Source organism: Luteimonas notoginsengisoli (assembly GCF_042648885.1).
Classification (GTDB): Bacteria; Pseudomonadota; Gammaproteobacteria; order Xanthomonadales; family Xanthomonadaceae; genus Luteimonas; species Luteimonas notoginsengisoli.
In genome coordinates, this window is record NZ_JBHRYF010000001.1 from 352,960 (window position 1) to 375,104 (window position 22,145).

At 69.6% G+C, this 22,145-nt stretch carries 18 protein-coding genes and 1 riboswitch; of the genes, 7 read left to right on the forward strand and 11 right to left on the reverse strand.

All coding sequences use genetic code 11. The features are described 5' to 3' along the window. Positions 1 to 79 precede the first annotated feature (79 nt). From trhA to ACFOM9_RS01575, 4 genes are all read right to left on the reverse strand, one after another. Positions 80 to 808: a PAQR family membrane homeostasis protein TrhA gene (gene trhA / locus ACFOM9_RS01560; protein WP_386705508.1), complete on the reverse strand. Its 729-nt coding sequence runs from the start codon at positions 806 to 808 to the stop codon at positions 80 to 82. A 31-nt stretch (positions 809 to 839) separates the two neighbouring features. Continuing rightward, positions 840 to 1,259, reverse strand: coding sequence for an MliC family protein (locus tag ACFOM9_RS01565; RefSeq protein WP_386705511.1), 420 nt, complete (start codon positions 1,257 to 1,259; stop codon positions 840 to 842). A 71-nt stretch (positions 1,260 to 1,330) separates the two neighbouring features. Further along, positions 1,331 to 2,935 carry a peptide chain release factor 3 gene (locus ACFOM9_RS01570; RefSeq protein ID WP_386705514.1) on the reverse strand — a complete coding sequence of 535 codons (1,605 nt, stop codon included), beginning with the start codon at positions 2,933 to 2,935 and terminating at the stop codon, positions 1,331 to 1,333. Between the two features lie 456 nt (positions 2,936 to 3,391). Beyond that, complete coding sequence (locus tag ACFOM9_RS01575; protein WP_386705517.1) at positions 3,392 to 4,252, reverse strand: M23 family metallopeptidase; 861 nt, start codon at positions 4,250 to 4,252, stop codon at positions 3,392 to 3,394. An 85-nt stretch (positions 4,253 to 4,337) separates the two neighbouring features. Here ACFOM9_RS01575 and ACFOM9_RS01580 point away from each other — a divergent pair, with 85 nt between their 5' ends. Further along, entirely contained in the window at positions 4,338 to 5,156 is an 819-nt protein-coding gene (locus ACFOM9_RS01580; protein WP_386705519.1) for a DUF1521 domain-containing protein, read from the forward strand. Between the two features lie 112 nt (positions 5,157 to 5,268). Here the strand turns inward: ACFOM9_RS01580 and ACFOM9_RS01585 are convergent, their stop codons facing one another. Next, complete coding sequence (locus ACFOM9_RS01585; RefSeq protein ID WP_386705521.1) at positions 5,269 to 6,384, reverse strand: phytase; 1,116 nt, start codon at positions 6,382 to 6,384, stop codon at positions 5,269 to 5,271. Positions 6,385 to 6,508: 124 nt separating this feature from the next. Beyond that, positions 6,509 to 6,638, forward strand: a riboswitch (SAM riboswitch). 99 nt (positions 6,639 to 6,737) lie between these two features. Here ACFOM9_RS01585 and metX point away from each other — a divergent pair. From metX to ACFOM9_RS01600, 3 genes are read left to right on the forward strand one after another with little or no spacing between them, the layout of a single operon-like run. Continuing rightward, positions 6,738 to 7,796, forward strand: coding sequence for a homoserine O-succinyltransferase MetX (metX, locus tag ACFOM9_RS01590; RefSeq protein WP_386705524.1), 1,059 nt, complete (start codon positions 6,738 to 6,740; stop codon positions 7,794 to 7,796). Continuing rightward, a complete protein-coding gene (metB, locus tag ACFOM9_RS01595; protein WP_386705526.1) occupies positions 7,793 to 9,058 on the forward strand; it encodes a cystathionine gamma-synthase in 1,266 nt (421 codons plus the stop codon). The genes metX and metB overlap by 4 nt, the downstream gene beginning before the upstream one ends. Then, entirely contained in the window at positions 9,055 to 10,230 is a 1,176-nt protein-coding gene (locus ACFOM9_RS01600) for a homoserine dehydrogenase (RefSeq protein WP_386705528.1), read from the forward strand. The genes metB and ACFOM9_RS01600 overlap by 4 nt, the downstream gene beginning before the upstream one ends. A 358-nt stretch (positions 10,231 to 10,588) precedes the next feature. On the opposite strand, the gene ACFOM9_RS01605 is transcribed toward ACFOM9_RS01600, so the two are convergent. Together ACFOM9_RS01605 and ACFOM9_RS01610 are read right to left on the reverse strand one after the other, a co-directional pair. Next, positions 10,589 to 11,590, reverse strand: coding sequence for an alpha/beta fold hydrolase (locus tag ACFOM9_RS01605; protein ID WP_386705530.1), 1,002 nt, complete (start codon positions 11,588 to 11,590; stop codon positions 10,589 to 10,591). 320 nt (positions 11,591 to 11,910) lie between these two features. After that, positions 11,911 to 13,293 carry an L-serine ammonia-lyase gene (locus ACFOM9_RS01610; RefSeq protein ID WP_386705532.1) on the reverse strand — a complete coding sequence of 461 codons (1,383 nt, stop codon included), beginning with the start codon at positions 13,291 to 13,293 and terminating at the stop codon, positions 11,911 to 11,913. Positions 13,294 to 13,336: 43 nt separating this feature from the next. On the opposite strand from ACFOM9_RS01610, the gene ACFOM9_RS01615 reads away from it, so the two are divergent. Together ACFOM9_RS01615 and ACFOM9_RS01620 are read left to right on the forward strand one after the other, a co-directional pair. Continuing rightward, positions 13,337 to 13,597, forward strand: a complete 261-nt coding sequence (locus ACFOM9_RS01615; RefSeq protein WP_386705534.1) for a glutaredoxin family protein — start codon at positions 13,337 to 13,339, stop codon at positions 13,595 to 13,597. A gap of 69 nt (positions 13,598 to 13,666) precedes the next feature. Further along, a complete protein-coding gene (locus tag ACFOM9_RS01620) occupies positions 13,667 to 14,182 on the forward strand; it encodes a hypothetical protein (RefSeq protein ID WP_386705536.1) in 516 nt (171 codons plus the stop codon). Positions 14,183 to 14,524: 342 nt separating this feature from the next. On the opposite strand, the gene ACFOM9_RS01625 is transcribed toward ACFOM9_RS01620, so the two are convergent. From ACFOM9_RS01625 to ACFOM9_RS01640, 4 genes are all read right to left on the reverse strand, one after another. Then, the gene (locus ACFOM9_RS01625) at positions 14,525 to 16,183 is read right to left on the reverse strand and encodes a LysM peptidoglycan-binding domain-containing protein (protein WP_386705538.1); all 1,659 of its coding nucleotides are present in this window, start codon (positions 16,181 to 16,183) and stop codon (positions 14,525 to 14,527) included. A 280-nt stretch (positions 16,184 to 16,463) separates the two neighbouring features. Continuing rightward, positions 16,464 to 17,033, reverse strand: a complete 570-nt coding sequence (locus ACFOM9_RS01630; protein ID WP_386705541.1) for a YceI family protein — start codon at positions 17,031 to 17,033, stop codon at positions 16,464 to 16,466. A 68-nt stretch (positions 17,034 to 17,101) separates the two neighbouring features. Continuing rightward, a complete protein-coding gene (locus ACFOM9_RS01635; protein ID WP_386705543.1) occupies positions 17,102 to 17,671 on the reverse strand; it encodes a cytochrome b in 570 nt (189 codons plus the stop codon). Next, positions 17,668 to 18,363: a YceI family protein gene (locus ACFOM9_RS01640; protein ID WP_386707235.1), complete on the reverse strand. Its 696-nt coding sequence runs from the start codon at positions 18,361 to 18,363 to the stop codon at positions 17,668 to 17,670. Before ACFOM9_RS01640 ends, ACFOM9_RS01635 begins: the two co-directional genes overlap by 4 nt. Positions 18,364 to 18,570: 207 nt before the next feature. Here ACFOM9_RS01640 and ACFOM9_RS01645 point away from each other — a divergent pair, with 207 nt between their 5' ends. Beyond that, positions 18,571 to 22,131 carry a hybrid sensor histidine kinase/response regulator gene (locus ACFOM9_RS01645; RefSeq protein WP_386705545.1) on the forward strand — a complete coding sequence of 1,187 codons (3,561 nt, stop codon included), beginning with the start codon at positions 18,571 to 18,573 and terminating at the stop codon, positions 22,129 to 22,131. Positions 22,132 to 22,145 lie beyond the last annotated feature (14 nt).

Sequence of the window (22,145 nt, forward strand, 5' to 3'; positions counted from 1 at the left end):
GGTTTGTGATGGGGGAGTGGACACGGCGCAACCATCGCCGCGCGACGATCAAGCGCAGGTGAACGCGCTCACGGGCGGTTCATCGCGGCGGCAGCACCTGCGCCATCACCGCGACGTAATGGCAGGCGCTGCCGCCGATGCAGAACAGATGCCAGATGGCGTGCGAATAGCGCACCGATTCACGATGGTAGAACACCGTACCGAGTGTGTAGAACAGGCCGCCGGCGAGCATCCAGCCGAGGGTCCAGTTGTCCAGCGCGGCCATCACCGGCTTGATCGCCACGATGACCGCCCAACCCATCGCCACGTAGATCGCCGTGGACAGCAGCTTGAAGCGGCCAGTGTAGAACAGCTTGAACACCACGCCGGCGAGCGCCAGGGTCCAGATCGCCGCGAACAGGGTCCAGCCCAGGGTGCCGCGCAGGCCCACCAGCGTGAACGGCGTGTAGGTGCCGGCGATCAGCAGATAGATCGCGCAGTGGTCGAAGACCTTCAGCCGAGGCTTGGCGATGGGGTGCGAGACGGCGTGGTACAGCGTGGAGGCCACGTACAGCAGCAGCAGGCAGATGCCGAACACGATCGCGGCCGTCAGCTGCCAGCCGTCACCATTCAGCGCGGCCAGCGCGATCAGCACCGCACCGCCGGCAAGGGCCGCGGCGGCGCCGACGCCGTGGGTCAGCGCGCTGGCGAATTCCTCGCGTGGATCGTGCGTGCCCGGACCAGGCCCGCGATGCTCCTGCCCGCGGGGGTCGTGCCCGCTGGATTCATGCCCACGAGGACCGGAAGCGGAAGGAGTGACGGCCTGCATCCGGCCACCATGCGCCGCGCGCACCGAGCAATTACTCCGTAACCGCCGCGGCGCGGCACCGCAGCGTGTTGCCGGCAGTCCGCACCACCTGCAGTTCGTCGCCATTGCGCTGCAGCGAAATGGTTTCCCCGACGAATACGTCGCCGGCGCCCTTCGAGGCCGATTGCGCTTTCGGCAGCGATATCGTGGGCCCGCCGGGAAGTTCGATGCGGGCCTGTTCTTCGTCGCCGTAGGTCACCCGGACCACGCTGCCGTCGTCGCATTCGTAGCGCTGCGATTCGCCTTTCGTGGGGTCGGCGGAGAAAGAGGAATCCACCGGCGCTGCCGGGCTGGATCCTTCGCTGGCCTGAGGAGTGGCCGGCCGCGCGGGATCGGTGGGCGGTGCGGCCGGGCCGCAGGCGCTGCAGGCCAGCAGCATGACGACGGCGATGGCGGGCAGGCAGGGCGACATGGACGGGTTCCGGACGGGCGGAACCGCGAGTGTGCCCGCTGCGATGCGTGCGCGCGGTGATGGGCCGCGCGTCAGCGCGCGCCCACCACGTGCGCCTGTTCGCGCGTGGCCAGGAATTCCACCCCGGGCGCGCGCTCCTGCGCGAGCTGCAGGTTGATGCGCGTCGGCGCCAGGTAGACCAGCGCGCCGGCGCCATCGATGGCCAGGTTCATCGCGTTCTTCTCGCGGAACTCCTCCAGCTTCTTCTCGTCGGCGCACTTGATCCAGCGTGCGGTCGCCACCTGCACCTGCTCGAATCCGGCCTCCACCCCGTATTCGTCCTTGAGCCGGTAGGCCGCGACGTCGAACTGCAGCACGCCGACCGCGCCGAGGATCAGGTCATTGCTCATCAGAGGCCGGAAGAACTGCGTGGCGCCTTCCTCGCTCAGCTGCGCCAGGCCCTTCTGCAGCTGTTTGAGCCTGAGCGGATCGCGCAGGCGCGCGCGCCGGAACAGCTCGGGCGCGAAGTTGGGGATACCGGTGAACGAGATCGGCTCGCCCTCGGTAAAGGTGTCACCGATGGAGATCGTGCCGTGGTTGTGGATGCCGATGACATCGCCGGGAAAGGCCTCGACGGCGATTTCGCGGTCGCTGGCCATGAAGGTCAGCGCGTTGGCCAGCTTGACTTCCTTGCCGCTGCGCACGTGCAGCGCCTTCATGCCCGCGGCGAAGCGGCCCGAGCACACGCGCATGAACGCGACGCGGTCGCGGTGCATCGGGTCCATGTTGGCCTGGATCTTGAACACGAAGCCACTGAGCTTCGTTTCCGCCGGCTCGACCATGCGCGAAGTGGTTTCGCGCGGGCGCGGCGCCGGCGCGTGGCGGACGAAGAAGTCCAGCAGCAGCTGCACGCCGAAGTTGTTCACCGCCGAGCCGAAGAACACCGGCGTTTGCCGGCCGGCGAGGTAGGCCTGGAGGTCGAAGGGATGCGAGGCGCCCTGTACCAGCTCGAGCTCGTCGCGCAGCTCACCCAGCATGTCGGCGCCGATCCGCGCCTCGAGCTGCGGGTCGTCGATCGAAGCGAAGATGGTCGAATCCTGGCGGGTGAAGTTGCGCCCGGGTTCGTACAGGTGCACCTCGCCGGTCACCAGGTGCACGACGCCCCTGAGCCGTTTGCCCATGCCGATCGGCCAGGTCACCGGCGCGCACTGGATGCCGAGCACGCTCTCGACCTCGTCGAGCAGGTCGATCGGATCGCGGCCCTCGCGGTCGAGCTTGTTGATGAAGGTCATGATCGGGGTGTCGCGCATGCGGCACACCTCCATCAGCTTGATCGTGCGCTCCTCGACGCCCTTGGCGACGTCGATGACCATCAGCGCCGAGTCGACCGCGGTCAGCACGCGGTAGGTGTCTTCGCCGAAGTCGGCGTGGCCGGGTGTATCGAGCAGGTTGACGATGCGGCCCTCGTACGGGAACTGCATCACCGAACTGGTGACCGAGATCCCGCGCTCCTGCTCCAGCGCCATCCAGTCGGAGGTGGCGTGGCGGGTGGTCTTGCGCGACTTGACCGAACCGGCCATCTGGATCGCGCCGCCGAACAGCAGCAGCTTCTCGGTCAGCGTGGTCTTGCCGGCGTCCGGGTGCGAGATGATCGCGAAGGTACGGCGGCGGGCGGCTTCGGCGGCGACGTCAGGCATGGCGAAAGGCGCCTGCATGGCGCTGCGGTGGTGCGGGAAGGATGCGGATTATACGGGCTGCGGCGATTCGGGCAGGATGGTTGGCGCGTGTCCCATGCGGTTGATCACAAGTTTCGCTGCGACCTGAAGGGGGCCAGCGCGACCAACAGGCCTTCGGGGCGAATGTCCTCCGGCATCCGCCTGGCGGCGGATGCCTCCTCCTTTACTTCGCCCCGAAGGCTCGCCGGCCGCACCGGGCGCAGGATTGCAGGCTTTCTGACAGCGCGCATCGCTGTTTTACCTGTCTTGTAAAGCCACCGCGCAGGTCAGAGCGCCGGGTGCGGATGTCCTTGGGTGCGAAATCAAGGGGGAGGCGTCCGCCGCAGGCCGGCGCCGGAGGACATTCGCGCCAAGGGCATCCGTGCCCGGCGTCCCGCATCCCACGGAGGTGCTTAGCTCGCTCCACAAAGCACCGTGTCAGAGGGAACTATCGGAATCGCCTTCCATCGCCGGTTCGCTGAAGCGCAGGATTCCGCCGGGCCCGAACATCCGGAACGGGAGCGATGCCAGCTGCATGCCGCGATTGGCCTGCACTGCGAAGTGCAGGTGCGGCCCCGCGCTCTGGCCGCTGTTGCCGGACAGGCCGATCGGCTGCCCGCGGCGAACCCGCTGACCCGATCGGACCAGCGCGCCATCGCGCGCCAGATGGGCATAGACCGCCATGCTGCCGTCGGGGTGGAGGATGCGGATCAGGTTCGCATCGCCGTGCTGGCCGTTCGCCGCAGCTGATGCCATTTCGACTTGCATCACCACGCCCTCGCGCGCGGCGAACACGGTCGTGCCCGGCGGTGCCGCGAAGTCCACGGCATGGCGGTTCTCCACGTCCGCGTGGCTGTAGTGTCCGCCCCAGGCCTGTTCGATCCGCGGTTCGGGCAACTGCAGCGGAAACAGGTATTCGTAATCCCGCGGCCGGGCATTGACGCTGCCCGGCACCGTATCCAGCCGCAGGCCGAGGCCGCCGTCCTGCGCACCGGCGCGGCGATGCAGGCGTGCGACCAGCACGCTGGCGTTGGCCGGCACGGTGGCGCGCGCGGGCAGGGCCGGTTCGCCAGCCACGTCGCTGCGATCGGAATGCAGCATCACTTCCACAGGGCCGGCGAGCGTGTTGTCGGCCCACGCCAGGTAGGCGCCGTCGCCGGCTTCGATGCGAAGGCGCACGTCGTCGGCGGGAGGGGCGGCAGGCGCCCACAGGCAGGTTGCCAGTCCAAACACCGCCAGCAGGGCCAGCCGCGCATGGCGCAAGCGCGAACCCGGGCCAAGCGGGAGAAAGCGACGCATCCGCGCACTCGGGTTTCCCCCAGTGGGGTCGGCCCTAGATGTGCCGAGGCGGGGGTTGGCGTTCCAATGCATGCACGAATCATGCATGGACAAGCACTCCGGGAGGACAGCGATGGGCGACTTCATTACCGGCAACTTCAACTTCGGCGCCAGCCAGCAGATCGCCGCGGGCGGTTGCATCGGACGCGGCGAGGGTCCCTCCACCAGCAGGACGGCCGACGGCAAGGTGCAGTTCGAGAACGACAACTATCGCATCACCGCCGACGACAACAACGAGGTGATGATCCACAACAAGGCGACGGGGGAGACCTACCGGATCTGGGGCGACCCGCATGTCGAGATCGACGGCAAGCATGCGTTCGATTTCTGGGGCCAGACCACCTTCGTGCTGGACGATGGCACTCGCCTGACCATCGCGACCACGCCCTGGGACGCGGGCAACAACGGGGCCACCGTGGCGTCGCAGCTTACGATCGTCGACGGCGGCGGTGATTACGTCGCCCACATCGAGGGCATTGATTCCAATGCCCGCGGCGACCTGTCCTTCACCGATGTGCGCGTTGGCCAAAGCGACACGCTCAACGTGTTCGTGGATGAGGGCAACGTGCTGCGGGAGAACGCGAACGGCAGCGGTTTCGTCGCGGTCGGCGCGGACGGGAAGCTGCGTGGCGTGGACCAGGCGTTCATCAACGCCACCGACCAGGTGAAGCAGCAGGGCGCCCAGTTCGCCAAGCTGATGGGCAGCATCCTGACGGAGTTCAGCGGCATCGTATCGTTGGCTTTCGTGGGCACCCTGCTGGCGGTCGACATCGATGTCGGGCAGGAGCCGCCGCAGGTGGAAGCCACGCCGTTGCCGTTGTTCGGGAACCAGTTCAATTTCAACCTGGCCATCGGGCGCGGCTGAGTCCGCCGGAGATTCGACGCGAAGGGAATGCCGGTCATCCTGGATGGCCGGCATTCTTGTTTTCCTGCGGACCCGCATCCGCCAGACGGAGTGGAAGCAGCGACGCGTATCCTCAGCGCGTGCAGTCCGGATCCAGTGCGAGGACCCGTGCCACCTCGCCGAGGTCGAACGCTGCCACCGCCTTGTCATCGTGCACCGCGAACAGCGCGCCGGCGGGGAAGGTGGCCGTGGTCGCCGCATGCAGGGCGATGCCGTCGGTGTGCGCCGTGACCTCGCCCCGGAAGCTGCCGCGCGGCGCCAGGGTGTCGCGGTCGAACAGCAGGAAATGGGTCTGCGGGTAGCGCTGGTCGGCTGCGACCCAGTAGCCCGTGTCGGGTGTGCAGCTCCACAGCGCAACGCCTTCGGCTTGGGCCTCAAACGTCCCCGCGGGCAACTCGCGTCCGGTCGGCTTGCCGTCGAAGGTGTACTCGCGCAGGTTGGAGCCGCGCCGCAGACCCTCGGTGGACGTGAATTCGTCGGCGACCAGCAGCCGCTGCTGCGCCGGGTCGCCCGCGATCGATTCGACGATCCGCAGCGCGCTGGATTCGCCGGTGTCGCCGAATGCGCCCTCGTCGCGCGCGTTGAAGCGGGTGCCGTCGTCGTCGAATGCGATGCGGTAGCGGCGCACGCGGCGGTCGAGCTGGTCGAGCGGCGGCACCACGTCGTGGTGTTCGCCCTGCATGAAGCTGTCGGTGACGTAGACCTCGTACTCGCCCGGCGCGCTCTCGTGGATCCACAGCCCGTACGGACTGCGCAGGCGATCGCTGCCGAACGTGCCGAGCGGGGTGAAGTCCGGAAGCGACAGCACCTGCACGCGATGGTTGTCGCGCTCTGCCACGAACAGGTGGTTGCCGTGGATCGCGACTCCGTTGGGCCGCAGGAATTCGCCCGGCGCCTGGCCCTTGCGGCCGATGCTGCGCAGGCGTTCGCCGGTGTCGGCGTCGAACACCACCAGCAAATGGGTCGACTTGGCGGTGGCGATCAGCCAAGTGCGACCGTCCTCTGCCGGCCAGGTGGCCAGCGAGTCGAGTTCGTCACGCGGACTCTCGGGAGACACGTAGCGCTCCGGCACCACCATGGATGGCGCGGCGATCGCGATGGGTGCGGGCGGTAGTGCGCGCGGTGCGGGGCTGGTGCAGCCAACAAGGCAAACCGCCGCGGCAACACTGGACAGGACGAGTTTCGACATCGGCAAAGTATGCGGGAGAGGTGCAAGAGGGCGGAAGCGTGTCGACGGGCACGCTTCGGGAATCTTCATCGCTTCATGCCGATAAAGCGATTGACAATCCCCCGCGCCGGGGCGCAAGCTGTCTGCTCCATCGAGACCGGCTGAGGGACAGGCCCGAAGACGCCGGGGCAACCTGATGGAGCGCGGCCTTGCGGCTGTGCTCCTTCGCGGTGCCAAGTCCTGCGGGGACCTGTGGGTCCACCGGAAGATGGTTGCGGATCCGCCCTCGAGGCGGGTGCGCACGTGCCGCCCAGCGGCCGCTTCCGGCATGCCCCGCGCACTGCGATGGCCCGTCCTGTCATCGGAACGCGCCAATGAGCCTCGTCGAAAGCCCCATCGGGCAACACCCCATCCCGCACGCTCCTTTTCCGCATGCCCAGCCGCGCAGCGCGCCGCTGGCCGAAGTGCCCGTCGCGTCCGCGTCGCGCGGCCACGTCGACCTTGTCCTGCCGATGCGCCACGCCGGGGTGCGCAACCTGCGGGTCGCGTTCGAGGCGATCGGCGCGGCGGACGCGCCGGTGCTGCTGGTGGCCGGCGGAATCTCGGCGCACCGGCACGTCGCGGCCAGCGCGCAGTTCCCCGAGCCAGGTTGGGCCAACGACCTGGTCGGCCCCGGGCGCGCGCTGGATCCGGCGCGCTGGCGCATCCTCGCGTTCGATTACGTGGGTGCCGACGGCACGCTCGACGCGCCGATCGATCCTGCCGACCAAGCCGACGCGATTCGCGGCCTGCTCGATGCGCTCGACATCGAGACGCTGCACGCGGTCGTTGGCTATTCGTACGGCGCGCTGGTGGGACTGCAGCTGGCGGTGCGGAATCCGCGCCGGGTGCGGAAGCTGGTCGCGGTCAGCGGCGCGCACCGGCCGCATCCGTATGCGGCGGCGTGGCGCGCGCTGCAGCGCAGGGCGGTGGACCTGGGCCAGCTCCAGTGCGCGGACGGGCAGGGCCTGTCGCTGGCGCGGCAGTTCGCGATGCTGTCGTACCGCACGCCGGAGGAGTTCGAACAGCGATTCGATGCCGCGCCCGAACTCGTGCACGGACGCGTGCGCGTGGCGGCCGAGGACTACCTCGACGCGGTCGGTGCCCGCTACGTCGGGCGCACGCCGGCCACCGCGTTCCGTCGCCTGTCCGAATCGATCGACCTGCATCGCGTGGATCCGGCGCAGGTGCGCATCCCCACCGTGGTGGTGGCGGTCGAAGGGGATCGGCTGGTGCCGCTGTCCGATGCCGTCGCACTGGTCGAGGGATTGGGCACGCTCGGCAAGCTGCGCCTGCTGCGCTCGCGCTACGGCCACGACGCCTTCCTCAAGGACACCGACCGCATCGACGCGATCCTCGCCACTGCGCTGCGCGACACCGGAGACATCGCATGAGCTTCCGTGACCTTTCGATCGGCGGCGCTTGCCTTGTCGCCGCGACCCGCGCGGTGCGCGCCGGCATCGATCGCGACGAGGCCTTCGGCGCGGTCACGCCGCCGCTGGTGCTGTCGAGCAACTTCAGCTTCGCCGGCTTCGACGACAAGCGCCGCTACGACTACACCCGCAGCGGCAATCCCACCCGCGACCTGCTCGGCGACGCGTTGGCCGAACTCGAAGGCGGTGCCGGCGGCACCATCACCGCGACCGGCATGGCTGCGATCACGCTGGTGCTGCACGCGCTGTTGCAGCCGGGCGATCGGCTGGTGGTGCCGCACGACGGCTACGGCGGCAGCTGGCGGCTGTTCAAGGCGCTGGCGGCGAAGGGCGCGTTCGAGTTGGTGCTCGCCGACCTGACCGATCCGCGCGCGCTGGCCGTTGCGCTCGCACCGGTGGACGGGCGGCCCGCGCCGAAGCTGGTGTGGATCGAGACGCCCTCCAACCCGCTGCTGCGCATCACCGACCTGCGCTTGGTGATCGACGCCGCGCACCGCGCCGGCGCGCTGGCGGTGGTCGACAACACCTTCCTGTCGCCGGCCTTGCAGACTCCGATCGCGGATTTCGGCGCCGACGCGGTGGTGCATTCGACCACGAAGTACATCAACGGCCACAGCGACGTGGTCGGCGGCGCGGTGGTGGCACGCACGCCGGAGTTGCACGACCGGTTCACCTGGTGGGCGAACTGCCTGGGCATCACCGGCGCGCCGTTCGACAGCTTCCTGACCCTGCGCGGCCTGCGCACGCTGGACGCGCGCCTGCGCGTGCACCAGGAGAACGCGACCGCGATCGCCGCTCGTCTCGACGCGCATCCGGCAGTGGCCGCATTGCACTACCCGGGGCTGGCTTCGCACCCGGGCCATGCGCTGGCCTTGCGCCAGCAGAAGGGGTTCGGCGGGATGCTGTCGGTCGAGCTGGGTGGCGACGACGACGCGACCCGCGAACAGGCGGTCCGCGCATTCCTCGACGGACTGCGATGTTTCACCCTCGCCGAATCGCTGGGTGGCGTCGAGAGTCTGGTCGCGCACCCCGCGACCATGACGCACGCCGCGATGTCGCCCGAGGCGCGCGCCGAAGCCGGCATTTCCAACGGGCTGCTGCGGCTGTCGGTGGGCATCGAGGCGCTTGCCGACCTGCAGGCCGACCTTGAGGCCGCGCTCGGCCGTGCCCTTGCGGTGATCGAAGGTTGCCGACGCAAGCGGCCGCAGCTGGTGGACGCATGAATCGCGTGGCGATCGGCGCCAGCACGGCCGCGAGCGCATTGCCTGCGACCGTTCCACAACCGCGGCTGCTCCTGCTCGGCACCGGTACCGTCGGCAGCGCCTTCGTCGAGCGCTGGCAGCAACTGGCACGACGCGGGCTGGCATTGCCGCGCTTCGGTGCGCTCGCGAACTCGCGCGGCGTCATCCGCTGCGGCGAGGATGCGGGCGAGGCGCTGCGTGCGGCCAATCGCGCTCCTCGAGATGCCGCCGCGACCAATTTTTGGCAAAACGGCCATGGCTGCGATGCCCTTGTCGCCGATCCGATCGTGGCGGTGGCTGCTCCCATGGGGGATTTCGCATCGCCACGCCCCGGCGACATCATCGTCGACGCTACCGCGAGCGATGCGATCGCAGCGCGGCACGCGCCCTGGCTGGCGCGCGGCGTGCACGTCGTCACCGCCAACAAGCTCGGTACCGGCGCCGACCTGCTGCGTGCGCAGGCCGTCGCACGTGCGCGTAGCGATGGCAATTCCCGCTACGGCGATGCGGCCACGGTCGGCGCCGGGTTGCCGCTGCTGCGCTCGATCCGCGAGCTGCATGCAGGCGGCGACCGCATCCACGCGATTGCCGGCGTACTGTCGGGTTCGCTGGCGTGGCTGTTCGATCGCTACGACGGCCGGCAGCCGTTTGCCGACCTTGTGCGCACCGCGCGCGACGGCGGCTATACCGAACCCGATCCCCGCGAAGACCTGTCCGGCGAGGACGTGCGCCGCAAGCTGTTGATCCTCGCGCGCACGGCCGGCATCGCGCTGGAAGCGCACGAGGTCGCGGTCGAATCCTTGCTCACCCCCGAACTGGCCGCGGCAGCGCCGGAGGAGGTCGACGCCACGCTGTCCACGCTCGATGCACCGCTGCGCAGACGCCATGCCGGAGCCTGCGACCAGGGCGCCCGGCTGCGCTTCATGGCCCGTTTCCGGTACGACGGCGACGGCCGCATCCGGGCCACCGTGGGGCCGGAAGCCCTCGGCCCCACCGACCCCTTCGCCTCGAGCGGCGGCACCGACAATCGGGTCGCCATCTGGTCCGACCGCTACCGCGACCAGCCGCTGGTCGTGCAGGGCCCAGGGGCGGGCGCTGGCGTCACCGCCGCCGCGTTGCTGGACGACGTGTTGCGCGTCGTGGCCGCCGGATAGGAATTTCGGACAACTAGACGGTCGTCCAGGCGCAGCGACGAACCAGCCCCGGGAATCGATCAGGCCGCGACGGCTTTTCACCGGGCGCGAATCCTGATCGAAGTAGCAGTCACCGCGAAAATCACCCTGGACGCGAGCGCGAGCGCCTGCCCAGGGGCTGCCTTGCCACTCCACTGCAATGCGACGATCTGGTCCGGATCGTGGCGTGCGTTGTGCGAGCGTTGCGTCCTCCGTTCGGAAATCGGATCAGCTTGCAGCGCGGAGTGTGCGCGCCGCGGTGTTTGCTCCACGGTGCGAACCGGATAGCCGAAGAACAGATCACCGCCTCCCGCTTCCTCCCTCTCGACGCCGGGCGCCGTTACTCGAGCGCCTCCAGCAGCGCCGCATTGAAGCGCTCCGGCGCCTCCACCTGGGGCGAATGCCCGAGATCCTTGAACTCCACCAGCCGCGAGTTGCGGATCAGCCGCGCCGCGCGCTTGCCGAGTTCCGGATAGTCGCCGAGCCGATCGGACAGCTCCGGCGAAGCCAGGTCACGACCGATCGCCGTGCGGTCGCGCTGGCCGATCATCAGCGTGGTCGGTACGCGGATACGCGGAAACTCGTACACCACCGGCTGGTTGAAGATCATGTCCGAGGCCAGCGCCTGGTCCCACGCGACCGCCGCCTTGCCGGGGCCCGCGTACATGCCCGCTAGCATCGCCACCCAGCGGTCGTATTCCGGTTTCCACTTGCCCCCGTAGTAGACCTTCTGCTGGTAGGCCTTGATGCTCTCGAAGCCGGTCTTGAGCTCGCCCGCATACCAGGCATCGACGTTGCGCCACGGCACGCCCTCGGCGCGCCAGTCCTCGAGTCCGATCGGATTGACCAGCACCAGCTGTTCAACGCCGTCCGGATACTGCAACGCATAGCGCGCGGCCAGCATGCCGCCCATGGAATGTCCGACGACCACCGCGCGCCCGATATCGAGCGACCACAGCAGCGCCTGCGTGTTGTCGGCCAGTTGACCCAGGGAAAACTGGTAGCGCCGCGGCTTGCTCGACTTGCAGAAACCGACCTGGTCGACCGCCACCACGCGGAAGCCGGCCCCGGCGAGGGCCGTGATCGCGGACTCCCAGGTTGCGGCGCAGAAATTCTTGCCGTGCAGCAGGAGGACCGTGCGGCCGTTGGGTTCGGCGGCGGGCGCCACGTCCATGTAGGCCATCGCAAGCGATTGCTGCTGCGAATCGAACTCGAAGCGTTTGACCGGGTGCGGATAGTCGAAGCCTTCGAGTTGAGGGCCGTAGAACGGGGGTTTTTCAGCGAAGGCGGGCGCAGCGGCGAATGCGATTGCAAGTGCCGGCGCGAGAAGGAGCGTGCGCATGATGGATCCGGTGGACAACCCGGATCCGAGCATAGGCAGCGACGCGCGCGATTCCCGTGAAAGCCACCGAAGCGCGTCGGATGCTGCAGGAGCGGGGACCGCGAGCACTTGCTCTGCGCCGAGCGCGCCGGGCCACGATCGCCACTCGCGCGCACTGCTATCCCACGGGTGTGGTGGCGGGGCCGGCCGGGTGTACTCCCGTCAGCAGGAGGCGTGCGTACCCTTCAGCTTTCCTCGTCGGCGCGGCCGCTGCCGTCGCGGGCGGGCAGGGCGTTCGCGACTTCAGTTCTTCGAGGTGTTCCGGAAAACCGTGCGCCGCCTCAGCACTCGATGACGTTCACCGCCAGGCCACCGCGCGAGGTTTCCTTGTACTTGTCCTGCATGTCGCGGCCGGTGTCGCGCATGGTCTTGATGACCTTGTCGAGCGAGACCTTGTGCTTGCCATCGCCGCGCAGCGCCATGCGCGAGGCATTGATCGCCTTCACCGCCCCCATCGCGTTGCGCTCGATGCACGGAATCTGCACCAGGCCGCCGATCGGATCGCAGGTGAGTCCGAGGTTGTGCTCCATGCCGATCTCGGCAGCGTTCTCGATCTGGCTCGGATTGCCGCCCAGCGCCGCGGTGAGTCCGGCCGCGGCCATCGAGCAGGCCACGCCGACTTCGCCCTGGCAGCCGACCTCGGCGCCGGAAATGCTGGCGTTCTCCTTGTAGAGGATGCCAACGGCGGAAGCGGTGAGCAGGAAGTCGAACACGCCCTGCTCGTTGGACCCGGGGGTGAAGCGGTCGTAATAGCGCAGCACTGCGGGCAGGATGCCGGCCGCGCCGTTGGTTGGCGCGGTCACCACGCGCCCGCCGGCCGCGTTTTCCTCGTTGACCGCCAGCGCGTACAGGTTCACCCAGTCGAGCGTGGTCAGCGGGTCGCGGATCGCCGCCTCGGGCTTGGCCGCAAGCTCCGCGTGCAGCGCCGGGGCGCGGCGCGACACGTGCAGGCCGCCGGGGAGGGTGCCGCCCTGGGCGATGCCGCGGTTGATGCATGACTGCATCGCCAGCCAGATCTCGCGCAGGCCCTCGCGGACCTCGTCCTCGCTGCGCCACGACTTCTCGTTTTCCATCATCAGCTGGGCGATGCTCAGGCCGTGGTTGCGCGCCTGCGCCAGCAGTTCGTCGCCGCTGTTGAACGGGTAGGGCACCGACGTGGTGTCGGCAACGATCCGGTCTTCCGCGGCCTCGTCCTGGTTGACCACGAAGCCGCCGCCGACCGAGTAGTAGTCGCGCGTGGCCACGACCTCGTCACTGGCGTCGAAGGCGGTGAAGCGCATGCCGTTGGTGTGGTACGGCAGCTTCTGGCGCTTGTTCATGACCAGGTCGCGCTTCTCGTCGAACGCGACCGCATGCGTGCCGCCCAGCAGCACGCGCTTCTCGCCGCGGATGCGCTCGAGCGCGGCGGGAATGACGTCGGGGTCGATGCGGTTCGGCCAATGGCCTTCCAGGCCCATCAGCACCGCCTTGTCGGTGCCGTGGCCGCGACCGGTCAGCGCCAGCGAGCCGAACACCTCGGCGCGGATGCGTGCCACGTCCTGCAGCCGGCCGGCGTCCTGCAGCCAGTGCTCGACGAAGCGCGCCGCCGCGCGCATCGGCCCGACGGTATGCGAAGAGCTCGGCCCGATGCCGATCTTGTAGAGGTCGAAGGTGCTGACGGCCATCCGGGTATTCTAAGCCGCCAACCGCCCGCCAGGCTGGCACGCCATGAGCCCTCCCGCGCCCGACGCGATTCCCGCCCTGCAGCTGGTCCAGCGCGACGACTGTCCGCTGTGCGACCAGGCCCTGGCGGTACTGGCCGCGGCGCGCGCACCGGAGTTCGAAAGCGTCTGGATCGACGGCGTGGACGCGCTGGAAGCGGCCTACGGCATGCGCGTCCCGGTGCTGCGTGATACGGTCGGTGGCGCAGAGCTGGACTGGCCCTTCGACGTCGATGGCGTGCGCGCCTGGCTGTCCCGGACGCAATAGTTCGCGCGACAGGCATGCCGACAGGGCGCGCATGCAAGGGCTTGCCCTAGTCGCATCGTTAACGCGGTGGTGGCGATACTGGTCCAGTTCGCCGCAATCCATCGCCGCGCCGGAGACAGACCGATGCGAAGCACGCCGAAGCCACGCGCACCGATGCGCCCCCTCCTTTCTTTCCTCTTCCTGGGCATGATCCTGATGAACGACAGCCAAGCCGCCGACGCCATCCATACTCCCGAACAGGGCAGCAGCGAACGCCAGCAGCTGCTGGATACGGCGCGCGCGCCGGTGCGGCAGAAGCTCGGCCGCGACGTGCGTTTTGCGGTCGAGCAGATACGCGCCGGCGAGGGTTGGGGATTTGTCTATGCGCGGATGCAGGACCAGGACGGCACGGTGATCGATTACGCCGGAACGCCGCTCGCCGATGCCGCCAAGCAGGGCTACGTCTCGCCTGATTACGTTGCCCTGCTACAGCGCGTGGACGGCCACTGGGAGCTGCGCGCCGATGCGATCGGCCCGACCGACATGGTGTGGCTCGCCTGGCCGGAGAAGTACGGCGCCCCGCACGCGCTGTTCGAGGAAGAATGACGGCGCGCCGGCAGGCGCGGTGATGCACAGCAACGGCCGCGCATGCGGCCGTTCGCATGTTGGCGCGAATGCCCACGCAAACCTTGTAGGAGCGGCTTCAGCCGCGAGCTCTTCCACGACCGTTGCGTCGGACCAAAGAGCTCGCGGCTGAAGCCGCTCCTGCATGTGCAGTGTCTCGTGCTGATGTGTGTGCCCCACGCTCGAGCGCGACGGCCACGCCAATCCCACGCACCCAAAAGAACGAACGGCCGCTTTCGCGACCGTTCGTCCATGGCCCGGGGGGCAGGGCCGGGACAGGTGGCGACGATTGGGGCCGTCGCTGCCTGTCATCCCTTGGGGGGATCAGGGAGGCGACAGGTAGTAGGCGTTCCCGTAGGGATTGCCGTAGCTGACCTGCTGCGAGCCGTCGGGGTTGATGTTGTTCGAACCGATCAGCTTGATGTCGCCGTTGTTGTTGCTGGCCACCAGTTCCACGTGGCCACCGTAGTTGAGGATGCACACGTCGCCAGGCTTGGCCTGCGATGCCGGAACCACGGTCCAGCCTTCGGCCTTGAGCTTGCTGGCCGTGCCCGCCACGGTGTTGTCGTGCCAGTTGATCGCACCGGCCTGCTGCAGCACGGCGGTGACGAAGTTGGCGCAGTTGACGTTGTTCGGCACCCACGATTCCATCGGCAGTTCGCCGCTGCGCTTCAGGTCCGATGCGTTGCGACCGAGGAAGGCCTGGGCGATGTCGACCACGTTGCCGTCGCCGGCGCCCGGTGTGCCCGAGGTTCCAGACGTGCCGGACGTCCCCGAAGTTCCGGACGTACCCTGCGTGCCCGGCGTGCCGCCGCCCGGGATGTGCAGCTGCTGGCCCGGGTAGATCAGGTTCGGGTTGCGGACCTGGGGATTGGCTTCGATCAGGGCCGACAGCGACACGCCGTTGCGGGCCGCGATCCCCGACATCGTGTCCCCGCTGTTCACGCTGTAGCTGCCCCCGCCGCTGCCGGAGAGCTGCACGGTCTGGCCCGGATAGATGAGGTTGGGATTGCTGATCCGGGGATTGGCGGCCAGCAGCGAGTCGAGCGACATGCCGTTGCTGGCGGCGATCTGCGACAGCGTGTCGCCCGGGCGCACCGTGTAGCTGCCGCGCGCGCCCGTGTCGCTGCCACCCGGATTGCCGTTGCCTGGATCGGTCTGCCCCGGCTTGTCCGGGATGGCCGAACCGCCTTCGTCGATGTTGCCGTCCACGCGTCCGCGCACGGCGTTCGCCGCTTCGCCGGCGGTGATGCGCCCATCGCTGTTGCGGTCCAGTCCGCTGTTCCACTTGTAGGCGCTGCTGCCGCTGGACCACAGGGTCGAAGCGGGGTCGGACTTCGGCGAGCCGTACAGCACCGAGGTGTACACGCCCTCGAGCGTGGACAGCTTGCCGTTGTGCGCGCCAGCGCGCTCCATGAAGTACTTCTCGACGTACTGCAGCTGGTCGACCGAGCTCATGCGTGCCAGCGCAGCGGTGCTGGTGCCCAGCCCGGTCGCCGTGTCCGGCATGAACTGGATCAGTCCGGTTGCACCGCTGCCGGCGTTGTTCTTCTGGCCCGGCGAGAAGCTGCCGCCGGTCTCGAAGCTCATCACCGCCATCAGGTATTCGGGCTTGGTGCCCAGGCGCGCCGCCATGTCCTCGACGCCCTTGATGAAGGCCGGGGTCACGTTGGGATTGCCCTGCACGCCGGAAATCCGGTTGTAGTCGAACTTGCCGCCCGGCGAGGCGACGTCGCTGGCCTGGACGTTGCCCGCAGCGCCGGTCGAACCGGCCGCGTTGCCGCCACCGGGGATCTCGAGGCGGTCGCCCGGGTAGATGACGTCCGGATTGCGGATCTGCGGGTTGGCCGCCAGCAGCGCCGAGACCGAGACCCCGTTTTCCCGGGCGATGGCCGACAGCGTGTCGCCGTGCTGGACGGTGTGACTGGGCTGGCTGCTCGGTGCAGCTGCGTTGTGTTGGGACGAGACGGGCGAAATGCTCATCGATGCTCCTTGCGCTCGCGAATGTGAGGCCTGAGCTCCCCCTCGCTCGAGCTGGATCGATTGCAACACCGCGCCGCCGCTTCAACTATCCGGGGCGTGCCCTACCTAGGGTTTGTCCGAGGTTGAGCGAACGCGCAGGTTGGTGGCTGCACTGGCGACGAAAGGACGTCGCGTGTGCGCTGCGCTCGGGTCGTCATCGTGCTGCGCGCCGCCAAAGCCCCGCGCGTGGCCGGCTTTGAGGCCGATGCGCAGCCTGGCTTGCGCGCCGGCCGGCGAAGCGTTATGGCGCCGGCTTCAGCACCACCTTCGTGCTGATCGCCACCTCGTCGGGAATGGTCCCGGTGTCCGACCAGTCGCCGCCGCCGACGCCGAAGTCCAGCCGCTTCACGGTTGCCTTGCCAGCCAGCACCGGCGCGGCGCCGGGGGTCCAGGTGAACGTCAGCGTCACCGGCTTGCTTACGCCGCGCAGCTCCAGGGTGCCGTCGGCGGCGTAGCGGTCGCCGCCCAGGCTGCGGAACCCGGTCGCGCGGTAGCGCGCCTGCGTGAATTTCGCCACGTTGAAGAAATCGGCGCCGCGCAGGGTGGTGTCGCGGTCGTCGTTGCCCGTCCTCGCTCCCGCCAGCGGAATGGTGACGTCGAGCCTGCCGGCAGGCAGGTCCGCCGGATCGAAGCTGAGCCTGGTCGAGAAGCCGGGGAAGGTGCCGGTGAACACTTCGCCGTCGTACTTGGTGGCAAACACCAGCGTCGAACCTGCGTCCTGCACGTAGTCGGCGGCCGAGGCGGGGGCGGCGGCCATCAGCGCGACGAGGGTGGCGGCAACGGCGGCCGGGGTGGTGAGTCTGGAGGACATGACGTGGCTCCTGTGGAGGGGACCGGTGGGAGTGGCCATGGCCGCTCCCACGAAGTGTCGCAGCCGGCTCAGCCGGCGCCGGGACCACCGCGCCGGCGCGGCAGCATGCGCGTCAGCGTGGCGTCGTGCTGGAACAGGTGGTGGTAGAGGGCCGCCGCGGCGTGCAGTGCGACCAGCGCCACCAGCACCCAGAACAGCAATTCGTGCGCGTCGTTCGACAGCGCGCTGAGGCTTTCGTTCGGCGCCGACAGCTTGGGCATCTCCACCAGCCCGAACCAGCGGAACGGCCGCAGCCCGCTGGCCGAGTCGTACAGCCAGCCCGACAGCGGCATCGCCAGCAGCAGTGCGTACAGCAGGGCATGGGTCAACGAGGCCATGCGTGCCTGCCAGGCCGGCGTGCCCGCAACGGGGCGCGGTGCGCCGGCGTGCAGTCGCCAGCCGATGCGCACCAGCACCAGTGCCAGCACGATGATGCCCACCGACTTGTGCAGCGTGTAGACCCAGAAATATTTCGGCGTCTTCGGCAGTTCGCCCATCGTCAGGCCGACGATCGCCAGCACCAGCACCAGCAAGACGATCAGCCAGTGCAGCAACTGGCTGACCGGACCCCAGCGCTCGGCGGAGTTCTTCCAGCTCATGGCGTCGGCTCCTGCGCCGGGGGGTCGGTCGGCGCTTCATCGGAAGCGTCGCTCGCCGGCGTCGTTGCTTCCGCGCCGTCGTGTTCCGGTGCCGCCGCGGGCGCCGGCGCGGGATCATCGCCGCGCACCAGCTGCGCTTCGGCCTCGATGCGCAGCATCACGCTGTCGCCGATCACGGTCGGCCAGGCGTCGATGCCGAACGCCTTGCGGCTGATCGTGGTGGTCGCCGAGAAACCGATGGTGCGGCGGAACGGCGGCAGCGGATAGCGCCTGGCCTGGTTGAACGCCACGTCGAGCTTCACCTCGCGCGCCACTCCGCGCAGCGTCAGGGTGCCGAACACGCTTGCGTGGGTGGCATCCACGGGCTCGACGCGGGTCGAGACGAAGCTGGCCGCCGGATGGTCGTCGCCGTCGAGCAGGTTGCCCCCGAGCGCCGCGCGGTTCCACTTGTCGTCGCCGAGATCCAGCCGCGACACGGGCACGCTGACCTCGACCCGCGCGTGGCTCCAGTCCGCCGGATCGAACACCAGCGTTCCGGTGCTGCCGGACACGGTGCCGATCGCCTGCGAATAGCCCGCGTGCGAGAGCTCGAACATCACGCGCGTGTGCACCGGATCGATGGCGTAGCGCGCCGCCTGCGCGAACACCGCCGCCGGCGCGGCGAGCAGCGCCAGCAGCAGCGCGAGCCGCATGCGCCGGGCGCATGGCGCAGCCGGACAGGCGCGCGGGGAGGCGAGCCGGAACATGGCAGCGATGGCGGCTGGCGTCGAAGACATGGGCCGATTCTAGGGCCATGCGCCCCCCGTGGCCGTTCATCCGGCAACAGGACCGGCCTTGCATGCGCAACGCTGCGTTGCGAGGATTCCCGGGCGCGGGGAGCGCAGGCCGGGGAGGGAACCATGCTGCGCACAGTGATCGTGCTGCCGTTCGTCTTGCTGCTCGCGCTGCTGCCGCTCGCCGGTAGGATCAACGCCGCAGTGCCGGAAACACCGCGCTTCCGCATCATCGGCGCGGCCCAGGGCCTGCCATCCACCGATTTCTTCGGCATCGCCCGCGACCACGACGGCTACATCTGGATCGCCACCGGCGACGGCCTGGCCCGCTACGACGGCCTGCAGATGCGCGTCTGGCGCCACGAGCCGGACGATCCCGCCTCGCTGCCCGGCAACAACGTCCAGTTCGTCCACATCGACGCCCGCGACCGGGTCTGGGTGGCGACCGAGAACGGCGGTTTGAGCGTGCTCGACCGCGACCGCCGCGGCTTCCGCCACCTCCGCAAGGCCGACCATCCGCAGATGGGCAGCGACGATGTGTTTGCCATTGCCAGCCGCGGCGACGACCTGTGGTTCGGCAACTACGAAGGCGGCCTGCACCACCTCGCACCGGACGGCCGCATCACCCGCTACGCGCACGATGACGCCGATCCCGACAGCCTGCCGTCGGACACCATCATGTCGCTGGCGTTCGCGCGCGACGGCACGTTGTGGATCGCCACCCGCGCCGGCATGGCGAAGTTCGAGGCCGGCCGCATCCGGCGCATCGCCATGCCGATGGACGAAGCGCCGCTGCTGTATTCGGCCACCCGGGTCGGCGACGACCTGTGGGTCGGCGCCGCGCAGGGCGTGTACGTGCTTGGCGCCGATGGCAGCTGGTCGCAGCCGGACTGGACGCCGATGTTCGAGCGCCCGAACGCGCTGATCCAGGTCGCGCGTGACGACGCCGGCGCGTACTGGCTCGGCAGCCAGCGCGGCCTGTGGCGCGTCCAGCCGGGGCAGGTGCCGGTGCCGGTGCCGCTGGGCGGGCCGGGCATCGTCAAGACGATCTCGGCGCTGCTGCGCACCGACGACGGCGCGCTGTGGATACCGATCGCCGGCGCCGGCCTGGGCTACCTGCGTTCGGACTGGCGCTCGGTCGCGCAGTTCTCGCGCGCCGGCGGCGTGCTGGAGGGCGAGTTCTACCGCGCGGTCGCGCCCGCGCAGGCCGGCGGCGTGTGGCTCGGTGCCTACAACGGCCTGGTCGAGCATATCGATGCGAAGGGCGAGATCTCCGGTTTCGACGACGACGTGCGCGACCGCCTGCGCGACGTGCGCCTTTACGCCATTGCGCAGGACCTCAACGGCAACCTGTGGCTCGGCGCCACCGGCCTGATGCGGCTGTCGGCCGACGGCGCCATCGACGAGTGGAACCGCAGCCGCGACGGCGACGCCGTCCTGCCGGGCTACATCGACCTGCTGCGCATCGCCGCCGACGGCAGCGTCTGGCTGTCGAACCAGGGCGGCGGCATCCAGCAGCGCGACCCCGCCACGGGCGCGGTGATCCGGACCTGGCCGGCGGGTGGCGATGGAGGCGTTGGCGACGGCCAGACCGAAGAGCTGGCCTTCGCGCCGGGCAGCGGCGAACCGTGGATCGCCGGCTCCCAGGGCCTTGCGCGCCTGGAGGCAGCCAGCGGTCGCTTCGTGCCGGTGCCGGCCACCGCAGGCGCCAAGGTGTTCGCCTTCGACTTCGACGGCCCCGACGCGCTGTGGCTGCAGCGCCTGTCCGGGCTGGAGCGCTACGAGCGCCACGCAGGCCAGTGGCAGCGCACCGCCAGGGTCGGGGTCGAAGCCGGCCTGCCGTCGGTCGGCGCCGCCGGCCTGCGCGTGGACCCGCGGCACCGCGTCTGGATGTCCACCACCCGCGGCCTGTTCCGCTGGACGCCGGCGACCAAGCGCCTGCGCCAGTACGGCGTGCAGCAGGGCATCGGCAGCCAGGAATTCCTCGATCGCGCCATCGCGCTGACCGACGACGGCGTGCTCGCCGCCGCGACCGCCGACGGCGGCGTGGTGCTGGTCGACACGCTCGCCGCGGAGACGGCGCCGGCGACCCCTGCGCTGCGTCTGGATTCGTTCGCGGTGCGCCGCGACGGTCGCTGGCAGTCGGTACCGCTGCAGCCGGCGATGACGCTGTCGCCGAGCGAACACGAGTTCACCGTGCGTGCGCGCCTGCTGGCCTACGACGATCCCCAATCCAACCGCTACTGGTCGAAGCTCGAAGGCTTCGACAGCGACTGGGTGCAGCAGGGCGCCAGCGGCGAGCGCAGCTTCAGCGGCCTGCCCGCGGGCAAGTACACGTTGCGCATGCGCGCGGCCGACGCCATGGGCGGCGCCGCGCGCGAACAGGTGCTGGCCCTCACCGTGCGGCCGCCGTGGTGGCGCACCGCCTGGGCGCGCGCCGCGTTCGTGCTGGCCGCGCTGCTGCTGCTGTGGAAGGCCGCCACCGACTACCGCCACCGCCTGCGCCGGCGCAGCGCCTGGCAGATGGCCGAGCACCAGCGCGAAGTCGCCGAACAGGCCTCGCTGGCCAAGAGCCGCTTCCTCGCCACCCTGGGCCACGAAGTGCGCACGCCGATGACCGGCGTGCTGGGCATGAGCGAGCTGCTGCTGGGCACCAGCCTGGACGCCCGTCAGCGCGGCTACACCGAGTCGATCCGCAATGCCGGCGACCACCTGATGCGGCTGGTCAACGACGCCCTCGATCTCGCCCGGATCGAAGCGGGCAAGCTCGAACTCGACGCGCGCCCGTTCGACCTGCATGCGCTGGTCGGCGACGTGGTTGCGCTGATGGCGCCGGTGGCGCGCAAGCGCGGGCTGCGTTTCGAGCAATCGCTGGCCGTCGACACCCCGCGCTGGGTGCGTGGCGACGCCGTGCGCCTGCGCCAGATCCTGCTCAACCTGCTGGGCAACGCGATCAAATTCACCGACCAGGGCGACGTCTCGCTGCGCGTGCAGCCGCACGCCAACGGCCTGCGGGTGGTGGTCGGCGACACCGGCCCGGGCCTCAACGACGAACAGAAGCAGCGCCTGTTCCGCCGGTTCGAACAGGCCGAAGGCGCGCGCACCGCCGCCCGCTACGGCGGTAGCGGCCTGGGCCTGGCGATCTGCCAGGAACTGGCCGACGCGATGGGTGGCCGGATCGAGGTCGACAGTGCGCCGGGGCAGGGCACCCGCTTCACCGTCGACCTGCCGCTGCCCGCCACCGCCGGGCCCGCGGCAGCGGCCGTGCGTCCCGCGTCCGAGGCCATCGCGCCCGGCCCGCTGCAGTTGCTGCTGGTCGAGGACGATCCCACCGTGGCCGAGGTGATCAGCGGCCTGCTGCGCGCCCAGGGCCACGCCGTGGTCCACGCCGCCCACGGCCTGGCCGCGCTGTCGGAAGTCGCCGCCCACCGCTTCGACCTCGCCCTGCTCGACCTCGACCTGCCCGGCCTCGACGGCCTCGCCTTGGCCAGGCAACTGCGTGCCAACGGCTTCACCCGACCGCTGCTCGCCGTCACCGCCCGCGCCGACCCCGATGCCGAGCCCCAGGCCACCGCCGCCGGCTTCGACGGTTTCCTGCGCAAGCCCGTCACCGGCGACATTCTCGCCAACGCCCTGGCCGCCTTACTGCCCCGCAGCCCCGTAAAGCCCGACCACGCACCCGCCTAGCACCGCCCACGGCC